We start from the raw sequence: 16,079 nt of genomic DNA, 5'->3' as shown, positions 1-16,079 counted from the left end.
ATGGCCGGCGCGATGGCGTAGGGTGGGGCGGAACGGCCGCCCTGGTCCCTGGTGGTGCCTCAGCCGCAGGCACACCACCAGGAGCATCGGATGCCTGTTTCCCCTGTCTACGTCGTCCCCGGTCCAGAATCGGTGAACGACCTCGTCAAGCGGGTCGCCGACCGTGACCGGGCCGCCTTCGGTCGCCTCTACCGCCGTCTCGTCCGCGTGGTCTTCATCCAGGTGTGTGAGGTGGTGCGCCGCCCGTCGGTCGCCGTCGCGGTGACCCGGGCGGTGTTCGTCGAGGTGTGGCAGCTTGCGCCGAGGTGCGCCGCCGGTCAGGTCGATGGTCTCGCGTGGGTGACGGCCATCGCCGATCGCCGGGCCGCGGAACGGCTTCGCGAGATCGATGGCCGCACTCCGCCCCTCGGCGCCGGATACGACGAGTTCGTCGGTCGCGAACTGATCGCCGCGCTGGACGGCGAGCCGCCGGCACTGCTCGGCACGTCGGTTCCACCGACCACCGGATGACCGGCTGCCGGCGGGCCTCGGCCCGGTGACCGACGCGGTCACCGGGCCGAGCAGCCGTTCCTGTCGGTCAGCCCACCGGCACCGCGGCCGTCGTGGGCTCGGATTCGGGGAGGATCCGCCGGACATCCGGCATCGTCGCTGTCTCCGCTACCCGGGGACGGGTCGCGACGACCGGCGCCGGCGGGGGCGTCGCGTGGTCGAGAAACCGCAGCAATTCGACCGGGAACGGCATGACGAGGGTGCTGTTCTTCTCCGCAGCGACCTCCACCACCGTCTGCAACAGTCGCAGTTGCAGCGCGGCGGGATCGGCGGCCATGGTGGCGGCTGCCAGGGCGAGCTTCTCGGCGGCCTGGTACTCACCGTCGGCGGCGATGACCCGGGCCCGGCGTTCACGCTCGGCCTCGGCCTGACGTGACATGGAGCGTTTCATCGATTCCGGCAGCGCGACGTCCTTGACCTCGACGCGCTCGACCTTGACTCCCCACGGACCGTCGGTGGGTGCGTCGATGATGCCGGTGAGTTCGGCGTTGAGCTTGTCCCGGTCGGAGAGCAGCTCGTCGAGGTCGGCGCGGCCGATCACCGCGCGCAGTGAGGTCTGCGCGACCTGGGAGACGGCGTACAGGTAGTTCTGCACGTTCACCAGCGCCTTGACCGGGTCGACGACGCGGAAGTACACGACCGCGTCGACGCGTACGGAGACGTTGTCGCGGGTGATGCCGTCCTGAGCGGGCACGCTCATGGTGGTGATCTGGAGATTGACCTTCGCCAGCCGGTCGACCCCGGGGACGATCAGGGTGAGGCCCGGGCCGCGGGTGCCGTCGCGCACCCGACCGAAGCGGAACACCACCCCACGCTCGTACTGCTGGACGACCCGCACCGCTCGGGCGGCGGTGCCGAGACCGATGACGCCGATCGCCACGATCGCGATCACGATGACGGTCTGCAGAGCGTTCATGCGGGCACTCCGGTCCGGGGAGGGGTGGTGAAGAAGTCATTGACGGGGCGGCGGCCGATCGGAGCGGTGCTGCCACCTTCGTTGTCCCACACCGCGTCTGCGGCGGAGCCGGTCGCCGCTGCGGCCTGGGGCCCGACCGGTGCGCTGGCCAGGATGTCGGGCGCGCGCCTGAGGTTGGTCGGGTCGGCGGCGGTTGCCATCGCCCACTCGGCTGCCGTCCGTGGCGTGGCGGGCGGCACCACCAGCAGGTCGACCTGGACGTCGCGGCCGGTGGTGGCGACCAGCAGGGCGGGGTCGAGGGTGTCGAACCAGCCGATCCGGATCACGTCCGGTCCGACGGTCAACCGGCGGAACCGGCTTTCCCAGGCGTGGATGTTGAGCATGAGATGCCGGATCCGACCATGGCGTTCGGACAGGGCGAGGACGAGGCCGGGGAGTTCGACGGCCGGGTCCCAGGACCTCGGCCACCACCCGCCGTCCAGGACCGCCCGGTCCCGGGTCGGGGCGAGGACGAGCCGAGGCGCGGACGTAGCCGACGCGGGGGTCGCGGCGGCTCGTCGCGTGTTGACGGACATGGCTCATCCGTCCGCACGGGGTGGGCGGGGCGGCAGCGGGACGGCAGCGATGCCGGTCGACGACGGGGGAGTCGGGCCGGGCCCGTGCGGACCGACCGGCTGCGTGACGGGACGGCGGTCGAACATCCTCAGCTGTACGATCCGGGCGGTGCCGGGCAGGGCGACGAGAAGGACCCCGAAGACTGCGGCCAGCAGCAGCGCCACTCCCATCGGCAGGGTGCCGTGTGCGCCGAGGAACGACACCTCGGCACGTTGCCCGTTCTGCAGTACGAAGATCAGGAGCAGCAGGAGCACGAACGCGAACACCACGGCGGCGACCCACACGCCTCCGACCCGTGAGCGCTTCACCGCCGGCCGCCGGGGCCTCGCACGAGAAGCATCGGTGCCGCTGCGGCCGTCTGGCGGGAGGAATCGAACATGATTGTTCCGGGGTGCGGTCATCACGAACCGCCGCCTTCCGATGAGGACCTGGCGCGCCTGGACGCCGTGGTGCGCTGGCGCGCCCGGATGATGGCGGGCCTGCGACGGACTGTCGCGGTCCGACGTGCTGGTGCGAGGGAGGTGCCTGGTCGGGAATGCGGCGGGGATCCGAGGACCTGACCGGTGCATGCCGTGCGGTGGGTAACCAACAACGGGGACCTCGATCGGTGGGATGCGTCCGCCGGCGGCGAACTGTCAGCCACCGGGGTCCCGAGCGACACCGCAAGCGTACGCTCCCGCGACCGGCTCGTCAGCCGTCGGTGCCCTCGTGGTCCGGTGGGCGCCGGTCGCGCGGCGGCGTCACGCGGGAGTACGGTGTGACCGTCGCCCGGGACCTCGGCGCCGCACGGCAGCGGGTCCGTTCGACTGATCCGGGTCGGAGTCAGCAGTGGGGAAGGCCAACCCGGGGCGCGGGGATCCGATGGACGCCGATCGTCGGCTGCGGCTGTGGGCTGTTGTCGTCGATGTCGCCCGGGGCGGCACCGTGGCGGTCGATCATGTCTGCGCGGCGGCGGTGTCGGTCGCCGGCGTCGACTCCGCCGCCGTCGCGGTTCTCCTCGACGCCACGCCGCGCGAACTGGTGTACGCCACGGACCGGACCGCGTCGGAGCTGGAAGACCTGACCCTGACCCTCGGTGAGGGGCCGTGCGTGGACGCGACCACCGGTGGACCTGCCCTGGTCGCCGATCTGACTGTGCCGGAGTGCCGGAACCGCTGGCCGGTGTTCGCGCCGGCCGCGGTGCTCACCGGGGCCGGCGCGGTGTTCGCGTTGCCACTACGGGTGGGCGGGATCCGCCTCGGTGTCCTGGACCTCTATCGGGCCCGCGCGGGTGACCTCAGGGCGGAGCAACTGGCCGACGCGCTGGTCCTGGCGGACACGGCATGCGGGTGCTGCTGGACGACGCGACGCGCCACGGGGCGGACCGGGACGACCAGTGGCCCGAGGGGCGCCGGCCTGCACTACCCCAGGGTGCACCAGGCGACGGGCATGATCATGGTCCAGTTGGGAGTATCCGCGGCGGTGGCGCTCATCCGGTCGCGCGGCGCGTACGGACCATCCCGCCGGGCGACCGGCGGAACCACTGACGGACGAGGTGACTGACATGGCCGAGACCCCGCTGGCCGACGTTTTCGTGGAGATGGCCGACACACTCGTCGACGACTTCGACGTGATCGAGTTCCTGCACGTGCTGACCGAGAGGTGTGTCGAGCTGCTGGGTGTGTCGGCGGCCGGGCTGCTCCTGACCGACCAGCGGGACACGCTGCAGTTGGTCGCCGCCTCCTCCGAACGCACCCGACTGCTGGAGCTGTTCCAGCTCCAGACCGACCAGGGGCCCTGCCTCGACTGCTTCCGTTCCGGGCAACCGGTGTCGGTCGCCGATCTGACCCTGGCCACCGCCCGATGGCCGAGGTTCACCGCCGCCGCGGCCGAGGTCGGCTTCGCCGCGGTGCACGCCCTGCCCATGCGCCTGCGCTCCGAGGTGATCGGCGCGCTGAACCTCTTCGACGTCCGGCCGGGAGCCCTCGACGAGGACAAGCTCCGCATCGGTCAGGCGCTCGCCGACGTGGCCACCATCGGACTGCTGCAACACCGCGCCATCCACCGGCGTGACATCCTCACCGAACAGCTACAGACCGCCCTGAACAGCCGTGTCCTGATCGAACAGGCCAAGGGGGTTCTCGCCGAACGCCTACAGGTGGACGTGGGCCAAGCCTTCGCGATCCTGCGCGACGGCGCCCGCAGCCGCAACCGGCGACTGTCCGAACTGTCCCAGGCGATCGTCGACGGCTCCGAGCAGCTCGTGCCGGGGCTGGTCACCCACCGGTCCGGCTGACGACCGGTTCGACACCCGAGTGCGCTTCCCAGCGCCCGTCCGGGTGTCGGTCGGGAAGATGAAGGCGTACGGTTGCGGTGTCGCCCGGGTCCCCGGTGGCCGCCAGTCTCGCCGCCACCAGCCCGTTAGGGGCGTTGGAACAAATGGTTCCCTCCGCCGTGACACCCACAGCCGTTTCCTCCCCTCCGACGCTGAGCCCGGCTGTCGGTGACAGCGAACACCTGCTGCGCCGACGCGCAGCCCTGAACGCCGATGATCCCGACCGGGCACGACTGCGGAACCGGATCATCGAGGCGAACCTGCCGATGGCGGGTCGACTGGCCCGCCGGTACACCGGTCGCGGGGAGTCCTACGACGACCTGGCACAGGTCGGCGCGCTCGGCCTGATCAGAGCCGTCGACGGGTACGACACCAACCGGGGCGTGGCGTTCGCCAGCTACGCCATCCCGACCATCCTCGGCGCCATCCGGCGGCACTTCCGCGACACAGCCTGGGCGATCCGGGTCCCGCGCGCGGCCCAGGAACTGAGCGCACGGGTGCCCGAGGCCCGTGGCAGGCTGGCCCAGCAACGCGGTCGCCATCCGACGGATCGAGAGCTCGCCGACGACCTGGAGGTGACCGTCGCCCCACTCGTGGCCGCAGTCGCCGCCTTCGACGTCTATCGCCTGACGTCGCTGAACGAGCCGCGACCCGGGGCCGACGGCCCCGAGCGCCTCGCGCTCATCGGCGCCGCCGATCCGGGATACGCAGCCGTGGACGACCACCTCGCCCTCCGACTGCTCCTCGCGGCGCTTCCCGCCCGGGAACGTCGGATCCTGACCATGCGGTTCTACGGCGACCTGACCCAGGCGCAGATCGCCCCCCGGGTCGGGCTGTCCCAGATGCACGTCTCCCGGCTGCTGAAGCGTTCGTTGGCCCAACTGAGAGCCGGGATGCTCCGCTGACTGTTCGCCGGCCGGACCGCTCAAGCAGTCAGGCCGAATCGTCGAGATCACCAGGAGACGACGACGTGGCCGTTCGGCCGATCGCCGCTACCGGGTCGTCGTCGCCGGTCAGCGGGACATCCACCCCCTCGACGTTCGAAGGGCGGGTCAGGCGGGCCCTCGACGTCCGCGCGCTCCGCCTGCGGGTGTTCCTCCTGGTGGCCGTCCTGCTTCTGCCCCTGGTGCTCGTCACGACGTTCGCCGACCGCTGACCACGACCGTTCCGAACGACCGTTCGAGGAGATAGACGATGAGGCTCGCCAGACACCGGATCGTTGCCGCGCTGCGCGAGCGCGGCCAGCAGACCAGGGCCGACTGGGTCGAGCGGGAACTACCGCCCGCACGCCGTCGAGCTGCTCACCGGCGGCCCCGGTCTGGTCGTACCCATCAGGATCCGGCGGCGCTGGCCGCAGCGATCCGGCGGATCCTGACCGAACCGGGCCTGGGCGCGCGGCTGGCCGGCCGCGTCCGGCCGCTGGCCGCGGACCTGCGCTGACCGGCGGTGGCGGCCCGCTACGGCGCGCTCGCCGAGCGGCTCGTCGCCGCCCGCCGTCGGGGCGATGGTACGACCGCGGCGCCGCCCTGCTGCCCAGGCGACGGAGTAGGCTGAGGAAGCGTTCGCTCCAGACCCCGGCGACGTGCGCTGAGCGCCGGCTGCCGGGAGGATCCATGAGCACCATCGACCAGACCATCGGAGCGGTGCCGCCAGGGGTGCAGCGCCGTCCTGTCAGCGACTACGCCGAGCTGTTGAGCCGGGTGCGCCAGGCGGGCCTGCTCGAACGACGCCCGACCTACTACCTGGTCATGATCGCCGTCAACGCCGCGCTGGTCGCCGCGGGCTGGACGGCCTTCGTGCTGGTGGGGGACTCGTGGTGGCAACTGGTCACCGCCGCGTACCTCGCCGTGGTCTTCACCCAGAGCGGTTTCCTCGGCCACGACGCCGGCCACCGGCAGATCTTCCGGTCCCGGCGTGCCAACCACCTGGTCGGGCTGGTGCACGGCAACCTGGCCATCGGGCTCGCCTTCGGCTGGTGGGTCGACAAACACCATCGCCATCACGCCCACCCCAACCAGGAGGGCCGCGACCCCGACATCTCGGGTGAAGCTCTTGCGTTCACCGGGGCGCAGGCCCGCAGGCGGCGCGGCGCGGGACGGCTGCTCGCCCGCCACCAGCGGCTCCTGTTCTTCCCGATGTTGCTGCTCGAGGCCGTGTCCCTGCACGTGGCCAGCGTCCGTGCGCTGTCCCGGCCCACCTACCGGGAGCGTGGCCGGGAGGCGCTGCTGCTCGGGCTGCACACCGCCGCATACTTCACCGCGGTCTTCGTGGTGCTGTCCCCGCTGCGCGCGTTGGCCTTCGTCGTCGTACAGCAGGGCCTCTTCGGGCTGTACCTGGGATGTGCCTTCGCCCCCAACCACAAGGGCATGCCGATCCTCAGCGCGGACGAGGACGTGGACTTCCTCCGCCGCCAGATTCTCACCTCCCGCAACGTCCGCGGCAACCGGCTGACCGACTTCCTGCTCGGCGGCCTGAACCACCAGATCGAGCACCACCTGTTCCCCAGCATGCCCCGCGCCGCACTGCGCCACGCCCGGCCGATCGTCCGCGCCTTCTGCCGCGAGCACGACCTGCCCTACGTCGAAACCGGCCTGCTCGACTCCTACCGGCAGGCGCTGCGCCACCTGCACCGCGTGGGGCGCAGCGTCCGGCCGGCCGGAGAATCCGCGTCACCCGTCGAGCCGACCTGACCGACGGGACCGGTGGCGCGGCTGCGCCGAGTGAGTTGTCACCGGCCGCGAGCCGCGGCCAGTTCTCGGCGTTCTCCCGGGCGTCGTAGTAGGCGCCGTCCGGGTCGCTGGAGGAGATGGCGTAAGGCTGACCTCACCTGCCAGGGCGTGTGAGGACCTCTGGCCGTGCGGTCAGCCATCCGACCACGACCACGTACCGTGCGGTGGTACTGGCTGCGGCCGTGGTCGGCCTCGTGGCGGTCGGATCCGTCGCGGTGGCCGTGACGCGGCACTTCTGTGCCCTGGCTCACCCGTCCACCCACGCGTCGCGCGATGATCGGGGTGTCCCGCGGTGATGCCAGGGGTGCGGGTGTCGATGTCCCGGAAGGGGGTGGGCAGGTGCGGGTGCTGGTCGTGGAGGACGAGACCGCCCTGGCGCAGGTGCTGCGCGCCGGCCTGACGGACGAGGGTTTCGCCGTGGATGTGCAGCACACCGGGACCGACGGGCTGTGGGCGGCAACCGAGCACCCCTACGACGTGATCGTGCTGGACATCATGCTGCCCGGTCTGAACGGTTACGAGGTGTGCCGGCGGCTGCGGTCACAGGGCGTGTGGACACCGGTGTTGATGTTGACCGCGAAGGACGGCGAGTACGACCAGGCGGACGCTTTCGACCTCGGGGCCGACGACTATCTGGTCAAGCCGTTCTCGTTCGTGGTGCTGGTGGCCCGGCTGCGGGCTCTGGTGCGCCGGGGCGCGCCCGCCCGGCCGGTCGTGCTGACCGCCGGGGACCTGACCGTGGATCCGGCCCGACGGCAGGTCAGCCGAGCCGGCCAGGCCGTTCGGGTCACCGCGCGGGAGTTCGCGCTGCTGGAGTTCCTGATGCGTCACCGTGGTGACGTGGTGTCCAAACGACAAATCATCGACAACGTCTGGGACGCCCACTTCGACGGCGATCCCAACATCGTCGAGGTGTACGTCGGCTACCTCCGCCGCAAGATCGACCAGCCGTTCGGGCGCCGGGCCATCCAGACCGAGCGGGGCATGGGCTACCGCCTGGCCGCCGACGGCGGCTGAGCATGGCCATCGGGTGGATCCGCCGGCATCTGGGAGTACGGCTGCGGTCGGCGCTGGCCGCCGCCGCTGTCGTGGGGGCGGCCTTCGCCGTCGGCGCGGCGGCGTTCGTCTACCTCGCCCGCGCGGATCTCGCCGGCAACGTGGATGCCGCCGCTCGGCAGCGGTCGGCCGAGGTGGTCGCGGCGGTGGCCGCCGGCGATCAGGACGCGCTCGCCCAGACGCTGAGGCCCAGCCCGGGAGAGCAGACGTTGGTGCAGGTCCTCGACCCGACCGGACGGGTCGAGGCGGCTTCCGCCGCGCTCGGCGACGCCGCGCCGTTGTCCCCGCTGCGGCCCCGGCCCGGTCAACTTCTACGCGAGCAGCGGCTGCTGCCGTTCGCCGACGAGGACCCCTTCCGGATCGCCGCCGAGGGGGTGGCCACCGACTCGGGCGTACGCACGGTTCTGGTCGCGCAGTCGCTGCGGCCGGTCAACGAGAGCACCGAGGCGGTCGCGGCGATCCTGGCCGCCGGGCTGGCGCCCATGCTGCTGGTGGTCGGCGCGGCCGTGTTCTGGTTCGTCGGTCGTTCTCTGCGCCCGGTCGAGGCGATCCGCCGCCGGGTCGCCGGCATCAGCGCCCGTGACCTGCACGCCCGCGTGCCCGTGCCGGCCGCCCGCGATGAGGTCGCTGCGCTCGCCGAGACGATGAACCGGATGCTTGAGCGTCTGGAGACCGCCGCGGCGAGCCAGCGCCGGTTCGTCGCCGACGCCAGCCACGAACTGCGCAGTCCTCTGGCCACCCTGCGTGCCGGCCTCGACCGCCTGGCCGTGGCACCCTCGCCGAACGGCCAGCACGACCTGGTCACGCTGCTACGCCGGGAGACCAGCCGACTCGGCGATCTCGTCGCGGACCTGCTGCTGCTCGCGCGCATCGACGAGCGCGGCGCCACCGGGCGCCGCGACGACGTCGACCTCGACGACCTGGCCTACACCGAGCGGGACCGGCTCGCCGCGCACCGCCCGGACCTGACCGTCCGAGCCCACCTCACCCCCGTGCGGGTGGCCGGGGACGCCCACGACCTCGGCCGCGCGCTGCGGAACCTGGCCGACAACGCCGCCCGTCACGCCCGTACCCAGGTGTCCCTGCGCGTGTCGGTACGCGACGGGTGGGGGTGCGTCGAGGTCACCGACGACGGACCCGGTGTCCCCGATGCCGACCGCGAGCGCATCTTCGACCGGTTCGTCCGTCTCGACGACAGCCGCACCCGCCCGGAAGGCGGCACCGGCCTGGGCCTCGCCATCACCCGCGAGGTCGTCCAAGCCCACGGCGGACACGTGCAGGCGATGCCCGGGCCGGGCATGACAGTCCGGATCCTTCTGCCCCGCCACGTCGACTCCGAACATCGCTGAACCGGCGCCGGCCGGTTCAGGCTCCTCTCAGCTGACGGGCGGCACCCTGGACGAGAGGCGCCTGTCTGGGCCGCAGCCACCAACGGGGGAGCGATGAACTATCACCTGTTCCAGATCGTCAACGCCGCCGCCGGCCGCAGCGACCCCGTCGACGACGTCTTCGAATGGTCGGCGGTCTGGCTGATCTACGCCCTCGCCGTCACCGCAGCCATCCCCGCCCTTGCCCACCTGCGGCACGGTCGTGCCGCCCTGGTGCGCGTCGTCGCCTCCCTCGGGCTGGCATTCGCTGTCGGGCAGGCCGTCGCCGCGCTCAGCACCGAGGTGCGGCCCTTCCAGACCCACCCGGTGCACCAGTTGATCCCGCACGCCGCCGGACCATCGCTGCCCAGCGACCACGCCACCGCGGCGTTCGCGGTGGCCTTCGCCGTCGGGGCGTTTCTGTCCCGTCGATGGGGGGTAGCGCTGAGCGTGCTCGCCACCATCATCGGTTTCGCCCGCGTCTGGACCGGCGTGCACTACCCCGGGGACATCCTCGTCGGCACGCTCATCGCCGCCGCGGCAGTCGCCGCCATCGGCGTCGTTGGCCGCGCCCACGACCGCCTTACCAGCCGCCGCCTCGACACCACCGCCTGAGCACCAGCCCTCGCCCCCTCGTTCCGGAGGTCATGCCATGTCCACGCCTCACGCGCTACTCGCCGTGGGCCCCAGCTTCATCGACCCGGAATGGCTGATCTCCACCTTCGGTCTGATCGGAATCCTCGCGATCATCTTCGCCGAATCCGGGCTGCTCATCGGGTTCTTCCTACCCGGCGACTCGCTGCTGTTCACCGCAGGACTTCTCGTCGCCGACGGCCGCTACCTGCACCAGCCGCTCTGGCTCGTCTGCCTCCTCGTCGCCGTCGCCGCCATCGCTGGCGACCAGGTCGGTTACCTGTTCGGCAAGCGGGTGGGCCCGAGCCTGTTCCGTCGCCCCAACTCCCGGCTGTTCAAGCAGGAGAACGTGCACCGGGCCAACGCGTTCTTCGCCCGCTACGGCGCCCGCTCGATCGTGCTGGCCCGCTTCGTGCCGATCGTGCGGACCTTCACCCCCATCATCGCCGGGGTCAGCCGCATGCACTATCGCACCTTCGTCACCTACAACGTCCTCGGTGGTGTTCTCTGGGGAACCGGCGTCACCGTGCTCGGGTACTTCCTCGGGCAGATCAGCTTCGTCAAGTCGAACATCGAGTTCATCCTGATCGCCATCGTGCTCGTCTCCGTCCTGCCCATCGGTATCCAGCTCCTGCGCTCCCGCCGCCGTTCGGCCACCGAGGCGACGGTGGCCGGAAACTCCTCCCGCACCAACTGAACGACCCGTCGGCGCTGAGGCGACACTGGCCGGGTGACCTCGACGATGCTGGTGCTCGGGCCGAAACTCGCCGTCGCGCTGGTGCTGATGACCGCCGCCGCAGCCGCCATCGCCACCGTCGGGCGGCTCGGGCACGGCCGGCAGATCGCCGTCGCCGCCGTCCGCGCCGCGCTGCAACTGGCCGCCGTATCCCTGGTGATCACCGCGATCGTCGGCTCGCTGTGGGCCACCGGGGCGTTCGTCCTGCTCATGTGCGTGGTCGCCGCCGGCACCTCAGGCCGGCGGATCACCGGCGGGCCGTACGGCTGGTGGGCCGGAGTCCCGATCGCCACCGCCAGCCTGACCGTCGTCGTCGCACTACTGCTCGCCGGGCTGGTACCCCTGCGCGGCATCGCGATCATCCCGATCGCCGGCATCCTGACCGGCGGCGCGATGACCGCCACGAGCCTCGCCGGGCGGCGCTTCAACGACGATCTGCGCGCCCGGCGCGGCGAGGTCGAAGCCGCGCTCGCGCTGGGCCTGTCTCCCCGCGACGCCGCGCTGCTCGTCTGCCGTCCCGCCGCGAGCCAGGCACTCATCCCCGCCCTCGACCAGACCCGCACCGTCGGCCTCGTCACCCTCCCCGGCGCCTTCGTCGGAGTCCTCCTCGGCGGCGCCAGCCCGCTGACCGCCGGGATCACCCAACTGTTCGTCCTCGTCGGCCTCCTCGCCGTCGAAGCCACCGCCACAGTCCTCACCATCGAGTTGATGGCCAGAGGACGGCTCCGTCCGCGAGGCGGTCAGCTGACGCCGTCGAACTGATTCAAGGTCGCCATCAGGGTGTCCACCGCCGACGCGCAGTCATCCTGCACCGGACTCGACGCCCGCAGAGCCGTCAGGACCGCATCGATCTGGCCGTCGAGTTGGTGCCACCTCGCCGAATCGCGCGGCTTCAGCCCCGCCTCGGCGTCGTCCCAGGCCACTTCGAGATCCTTCGCCCTGGCCTTCCCACCCACCAGGTCGTCCTTGGCGACCCTTTCCCTGACGTCCGTGACGATCACCGCGAACTTGCCCAGGTTGCCCAGCTTCGTGGTCGGATGAGCCTGCTGCGGAAGGGCCCCGGGGGCACCGGCCGGGCTACCGGGCTGTGCGGTCGTCATGGGCGCAGGCTCGGCGGTCGGCGTCGTGTCCGCAGCCGGCCGCAGCACCCACCCGGCCAGCGCGACAGCTACGACGGCCGCGCCGGCCCACAGGTAGTCCTGCCGGTAGCCGCCCAGCGGCCCCGCGCCCTTCACCGCCACCCCATGACGACTGACCAGAACCTGTTCACGGATGACGAGGACCACGATCGTGCCGAAGAACAGCAGACTGGTCACGCTCGCGCCCAGCCCCAGACCGCCGAGATCCTTGTCCTGCGTCAGCAGGTCACCGAGCGAGGCGCCAAGCGGACGGGTGAGCACGTAGGCGATCCAGAACGTCAGCACCTGCCCGGCGCCCAGCCGGTAGGCCACCCACGTCGCCGCGATCAGGCCCCCGAAAATCAGCACCCCGTTGCGGAAACCGAGGCTGAGTGCCTCGGTGGCGAGGTCACCAGCGGCGGTGCCGAGCGCGAACGTGGTGAGGATCGCGCCCCAGTAGAACGCCTCGCGGCGCGGGGTGTCGATGGAGGTGATCGCGAGAGTACGTTCCTGCCGGTACCAGACGGCGAACACGACCGCGAGGACCACTGCGAAAACAGCGGTGCTGACATACAAGCTCACGCCCAGCGTGTCGGTGAACAAGTCGGTCAACTGGGTACCGACGATGCTCACCAACACCACACACAACCAATAGATCCACGGCGTGTACGCGCGGGTCCGGAACTGGATGACAAGCGCGCCGACCAGCGCCACGGTCATGACCGCGTCGGTGACGGCAGGACCCAGCCCGACGTTCACGGCCAGATAATCGGCGAACGTCTCCCCAATCGTCGTCGACAACACCTTGATGACCCAGAACGTCGCAGTGATCGCCGGGACTTTCGTCAACCACCCGCGCGTACCTACCAGCCGGTCAGTGGCAACGGACACGACTCTTCCCTTCGTCAAGGACACTGACGCGAGCATGGAACGCCGACCCTGAAACCTTGCTGAAGACCTCACCCGCTCTTCGACCTCAGCGACCCCGAGAACCACTCCGGACGCGGCCCTCGCCGCCCGATGGCCATCACCGAGGCGCCCAAAATCGTGGACCGTCCGGCGTTCCCGGCGCGACGCCCCGGACAGCGGCGGCTGGGGCTCCAGGTGTCCGTCGGGACCCGCAACCGGACATCGAGGTGTGTCGAGCGTTCTGGCTGGTCTGGTCCGTGTCGCGCTTTCAGTTGCACTTGGATGACCAGTGGTCGTTGATTGAGGGGATGCTCCCGAAATCGACGGGACGCCCGGGCCGGAAGGGAATGACTGGCGACATATAATCGCGGTGAGGGCGAAGCGCCAGGCCGAGATTCCGCCACCGGTGTGAGGGAGGGGCCAGGATGTTCGGTTCGAAGAAGAAGCTCAACGATCTGATGGCGCAGCTCAGGCCCGACCTGAGTCGGGAATCGCTCGGCGTCGGGCCCGACTTCCCGGGCGTCGCCCCGAACCCGCTCCTGAGCAGTGATGCACGGAAGCGCAATGCGGAACTGCGTACGGGGGCGCTTGCGCTCGGCGTTCTCGTCGACTGGCGGGAGGTCAACAGCAACCCGCGCGTGGTCCTGATGTTCGACGTGGAGACCGCCGACGGCATCTCGTTCCGCGGTATCGCAGACGAAGACCTCACGATCACCGAGCTCACCCGACTCGCCCCCGGACAGACGTTGCCCGTGCGCTACCGGCCGGCCGTCATGGACCACTACGTCGCCCTTGCCCGTGACGCGGACCCCGCCCGTGTGCAGCAGCTCTCTGACGAGATCGCGAGCCGCAAGTGGACCTGACTCGAAGCCATTGGCCGGGTGCGGCTAGCTTGATCTTTAAGCTGCTGGGCGGTGGTATCGACCCCGGCTGATCACGGGGACAGCCCTTGATCGATCATTCCTCTTGTCTAGGGAAGAAGATCGCAAACCAAGGGCTGTCTGGTGATCAGTGTGCACGATGCCGGGCCGACCGATGAGGTCGGGCGGCTGGCGGTGTTCCGGCGTGAGTTCTACCGTTGTCTGACCGCTCGTGCGGATGCGTTGTTCGAGCTGGCGGACGCGTTGTTGTGCGGTGACGCGCCGGTGCGCTCGTCGGTGGAGTTGTCGCTGGTGGGCGAGCACCGGCGCGGTCACGGCTCGTTGTAACGCCGGTACCAAGCCGGCGGCGAGGTGATCGCCGGGGCCGCCCGTCACGCTCGCTCCTACGGATCAGAAGGTAGGGGGTTCGAGCTCTTACGTGCCCTGAATCAGGATGCTGCTCGGCGTAGCCGACCGGCGACCGGCCCTAAGCTCGTGCGATGAAGCGTTAGCATCCGCAACGGCACCAGCGAGCGGCTGGTGCCTAGGCATGACGGGGTCGGGGGGACCCGCTATCGATCTTGCCGATGTGTGCGCTGTGTGCTCTCCAGCGGGGGCCACCCCGAGTCAACCTGTGCCACTCCAGGCCAATCAGGGCCAATGATCTTGTCGATGGTCCCGGCCCGGTGTGGTCGGCGTGTGGTCGTCGGCTGCGACGGATCGGCGGGTCAACACAGGTCAACGCGGGTCACTCCCTGCCAACGCGGGTGGACCCGCGCGGGTGGGGAGCCGGAGCAGGGGCTTCGTCGCGGCGGCGACGGTCACGGGTCTGCTGCTCGGCGCAGCGGTGGGTATCGGGTTGATCTGGTTCGGCATCTCCTTCAACCTGAATGCCTCCACCTGCGATCCCGAGAGCAGCCGATGTGTGACCGTGATCGACGGAGTCGCGCGTGGCGAGTCGACGGAGTCCGTCGGGAGCCAGCAGTTCGGCAACCTCCTACTGTCCCTGGTGGCCATTCTTCCCGGCGCCGTGATCCTTGTCGGTGTGACCCGGGGGATGGTTTCGCTCGTCCGCAAGGGTCGAGGTCGTCCCGGTGCGCCCGGGCCTGACCCGGTGTGACGAGAAGCCAAAACGCAGGAATCCAACCTGCCTCTGCGCCAAACTCCCGAACCCGCAAAGCCGGCGAATCGCAGCTACTCAGGGGCGAACCTCCCGTCACAGGAACGATGAGTCCCTCGCGCTGAAGACGACTCACGTCACGTGGGACCGCTCGACCGTCGCCCCCACCGAGTTCCGATCTCAGTCAAGCCTCAAGCCCTGCCACGACCCGCACACGCGCCTGTAGGGTGCCAAAATTATGAGCCTTTTCATCCTGCATGGCCGGTTGGCTTCGACGTGGTGCAGAACGAGGATGGCCTGCGCGATCGTGGTCGCTCGCCGTGGGCAGCAGCGCAGCTTGGCCAGGCTCCTCCAGGTCTTGAGGGTGGCGATCGCGTTCGCTGCGGGCGCGGATTTTCGCGTGGGCGCGGTTCACGGACTTCTGCCGGCGTGACAGCTTGTGGGCCGGAAGCGGCGCCGCTTGAAAGGCGGGCGCACGCTGCCGCGGGCTCCTTGATAGCCCTTATCGGTGAAGGTCATCACGTCTGTACTGGTCAGTGCCTCGATGATGCCGTGGGTTCGGGCTGCGGTCAGGTCGTGGACCGAGCCGGGCAGTGCCGGCGAAGCCCAAACGAGGCGGCCAGCCGCGTCGGCGATGACCTGCACGTTCACGCCGTGCCGCTGATGTTTTCCGGAGTAGTTCGGCTTCCGGTCGGCGACCCGGTCGATCCGGATGAGGGTGCCGTCCAGGATCGCGTACGCCAGTCGGCGGATCCGGTTCATAACGGTGGCCAGGTCATCGGCGGCCGTCGCGAGCAGGCTATCGCTTCCTGCACGTACCGCCATGCGGTGCTCACGCCGACGGCGAACCCGGGGGCCAGCCGGGTGTAGGTATCACCGTTGCGCAGGTGAGCCAGGGCGAGCAGTGCCTGCTGTCCCGCGTCGAGGCGCCGCCACCTGGATCGGCGCTGGTTGCGGTGGCTGCGGATACGGTCAGCGAGATGGTTCAGGGTCCGGCTGGACAACGAAATCATGGACGGGTAAGACAGCACAGGCGAGGCTCCCGTGTTGGGGCATCGGGTTTTGGTCGATTTGCTGTCTTACCTGGAGCCTCACCCCTCATCGATCCCCGGGCTGCGCGCACCGCCCCTGACCTGCAAGATCTGTGAAGGTGTTTG

General features: G+C 70.3%; 18 protein-coding genes and 2 pseudogenes. 15 read left to right on the top strand and 5 right to left on the bottom strand.

From position 1 onward, the window contains the following. The first annotated feature begins 54 nt into the window (after positions 1-54). Positions 55-510, top strand: a complete 456-nt coding sequence (locus VKK44_RS25625) for a sigma-70 family RNA polymerase sigma factor (protein WP_343443749.1) — start codon at positions 55-57, stop codon at positions 508-510. Between the two features lie 67 nt (positions 511-577). On the opposite strand, the gene VKK44_RS25620 is transcribed toward VKK44_RS25625, so the two are convergent. The 3 genes from VKK44_RS25620 to VKK44_RS25610 are packed head-to-tail and all read right to left on the bottom strand — an operon-like array spanning position 578 to position 2,349. Next, the gene (locus VKK44_RS25620) at positions 578-1,465 is read right to left on the bottom strand and encodes an SPFH domain-containing protein (RefSeq protein ID WP_343443748.1); all 888 of its coding nucleotides are present in this window, start codon (positions 1,463-1,465) and stop codon (positions 578-580) included. Continuing rightward, on the bottom strand, positions 1,462-2,040 hold the full coding sequence (locus tag VKK44_RS25615; RefSeq protein WP_343443747.1) for a DUF5994 family protein: 579 nt from the start codon (positions 2,038-2,040) through the stop codon (positions 1,462-1,464). The genes VKK44_RS25620 and VKK44_RS25615 overlap by 4 nt, the downstream gene beginning before the upstream one ends. A gap of 3 nt (positions 2,041-2,043) precedes the next feature. Then, a complete protein-coding gene (locus tag VKK44_RS25610; protein ID WP_343443746.1) occupies positions 2,044-2,349 on the bottom strand; it encodes a LapA family protein in 306 nt (101 codons plus the stop codon). 592 nt (positions 2,350-2,941) lie between these two features. Between VKK44_RS25610 and VKK44_RS25605 the strand changes: the two genes are divergently transcribed. The 11 genes from VKK44_RS25605 to VKK44_RS25555 all read left to right on the top strand — a co-directional run bounded on the left by VKK44_RS25605 (position 2,942) and on the right by VKK44_RS25555 (position 11,677). After that, positions 2,942-3,622, top strand: a complete 681-nt coding sequence (locus VKK44_RS25605; RefSeq protein WP_343443745.1) for a GAF domain-containing protein — start codon at positions 2,942-2,944, stop codon at positions 3,620-3,622. Position 3,623: 1 nt separating this feature from the next. Then, positions 3,624-4,355: a GAF and ANTAR domain-containing protein gene (locus tag VKK44_RS25600; protein ID WP_343443744.1), complete on the top strand. Its 732-nt coding sequence runs from the start codon at positions 3,624-3,626 to the stop codon at positions 4,353-4,355. 158 nt (positions 4,356-4,513) lie between these two features. Then, positions 4,514-5,299, top strand: a complete 786-nt coding sequence (locus VKK44_RS25595; protein WP_343443743.1) for a SigB/SigF/SigG family RNA polymerase sigma factor — start codon at positions 4,514-4,516, stop codon at positions 5,297-5,299. 65 nt (positions 5,300-5,364) lie between these two features. Beyond that, positions 5,365-5,550 carry a hypothetical protein gene (locus VKK44_RS25590; protein ID WP_343443742.1) on the top strand — a complete coding sequence of 62 codons (186 nt, stop codon included), beginning with the start codon at positions 5,365-5,367 and terminating at the stop codon, positions 5,548-5,550. 38 nt (positions 5,551-5,588) lie between these two features. Beyond that, the gene (locus VKK44_RS25585; protein WP_343443741.1) at positions 5,589-5,834 is read left to right on the top strand and encodes a hypothetical protein; all 246 of its coding nucleotides are present in this window, start codon (positions 5,589-5,591) and stop codon (positions 5,832-5,834) included. A 173-nt stretch (positions 5,835-6,007) separates the two neighbouring features. Next, the gene (locus tag VKK44_RS25580) at positions 6,008-7,084 is read left to right on the top strand and encodes a fatty acid desaturase family protein (protein WP_343443740.1); all 1,077 of its coding nucleotides are present in this window, start codon (positions 6,008-6,010) and stop codon (positions 7,082-7,084) included. A gap of 378 nt (positions 7,085-7,462) precedes the next feature. Next, the gene (locus VKK44_RS25575) at positions 7,463-8,140 is read left to right on the top strand and encodes a response regulator transcription factor (protein ID WP_343443739.1); all 678 of its coding nucleotides are present in this window, start codon (positions 7,463-7,465) and stop codon (positions 8,138-8,140) included. A gap of 2 nt (positions 8,141-8,142) precedes the next feature. Next, on the top strand, positions 8,143-9,528 hold the full coding sequence (locus VKK44_RS25570; RefSeq protein ID WP_343443738.1) for a sensor histidine kinase: 1,386 nt from the start codon (positions 8,143-8,145) through the stop codon (positions 9,526-9,528). A 93-nt stretch (positions 9,529-9,621) separates the two neighbouring features. Beyond that, positions 9,622-10,161 carry a phosphatase PAP2 family protein gene (locus tag VKK44_RS25565; protein WP_343443737.1) on the top strand — a complete coding sequence of 180 codons (540 nt, stop codon included), beginning with the start codon at positions 9,622-9,624 and terminating at the stop codon, positions 10,159-10,161. A gap of 37 nt (positions 10,162-10,198) precedes the next feature. Further along, a complete protein-coding gene (locus tag VKK44_RS25560) occupies positions 10,199-10,876 on the top strand; it encodes a DedA family protein (RefSeq protein WP_343443736.1) in 678 nt (225 codons plus the stop codon). A 33-nt stretch (positions 10,877-10,909) separates the two neighbouring features. Continuing rightward, positions 10,910-11,677, top strand: coding sequence for an ABC transporter permease (locus tag VKK44_RS25555; RefSeq protein ID WP_343443735.1), 768 nt, complete (start codon positions 10,910-10,912; stop codon positions 11,675-11,677). On the opposite strand, the gene VKK44_RS25550 is transcribed toward VKK44_RS25555, so the two are convergent. Then, positions 11,656-12,924 (bottom strand): COG4705 family protein, encoded by a 1,269-nt coding sequence (locus tag VKK44_RS25550; RefSeq protein ID WP_343443734.1) that lies wholly within the window; start codon positions 12,922-12,924, stop codon positions 11,656-11,658. The two genes, VKK44_RS25555 and VKK44_RS25550, sit on opposite strands and share 22 nt — an antisense overlap. Positions 12,925-13,367: 443 nt before the next feature. Here VKK44_RS25550 and VKK44_RS25545 point away from each other — a divergent pair, with 443 nt between their 5' ends. The 3 genes and pseudogenes from VKK44_RS25545 (at position 13,368) to VKK44_RS25535 (ending at position 14,922) form a co-directional block, all read left to right on the top strand. After that, positions 13,368-13,805, top strand: a complete 438-nt coding sequence (locus VKK44_RS25545) for a hypothetical protein (protein WP_343443733.1) — start codon at positions 13,368-13,370, stop codon at positions 13,803-13,805. Positions 13,806-13,946: 141 nt separating this feature from the next. Then, a pseudogene (locus VKK44_RS25540) lies at positions 13,947-14,147 on the top strand (transposase); the annotation flags it as partial. Between the two features lie 436 nt (positions 14,148-14,583). Next, complete coding sequence (locus VKK44_RS25535) at positions 14,584-14,922, top strand: hypothetical protein (protein ID WP_343443732.1); 339 nt, start codon at positions 14,584-14,586, stop codon at positions 14,920-14,922. Between the two features lie 261 nt (positions 14,923-15,183). Here the strand turns inward: VKK44_RS25535 and VKK44_RS25530 are convergent. After that, positions 15,184-15,953 (bottom strand): annotated as a pseudogene (locus VKK44_RS25530) (transposase family protein); the annotation flags it as partial. Positions 15,954-16,079: the final 126 nt, after the last annotated feature.

The sequence above is a fragment of the Micromonospora sp. DSM 45708 genome (genome assembly GCF_039566955.1).
Taxonomy (GTDB): domain Bacteria; phylum Actinomycetota; class Actinomycetes; order Mycobacteriales; family Micromonosporaceae; genus Micromonospora.
Note: the sequence above shows the minus strand (reverse complement) of the source record. Positions and strands in the feature narration are given on the sequence as shown.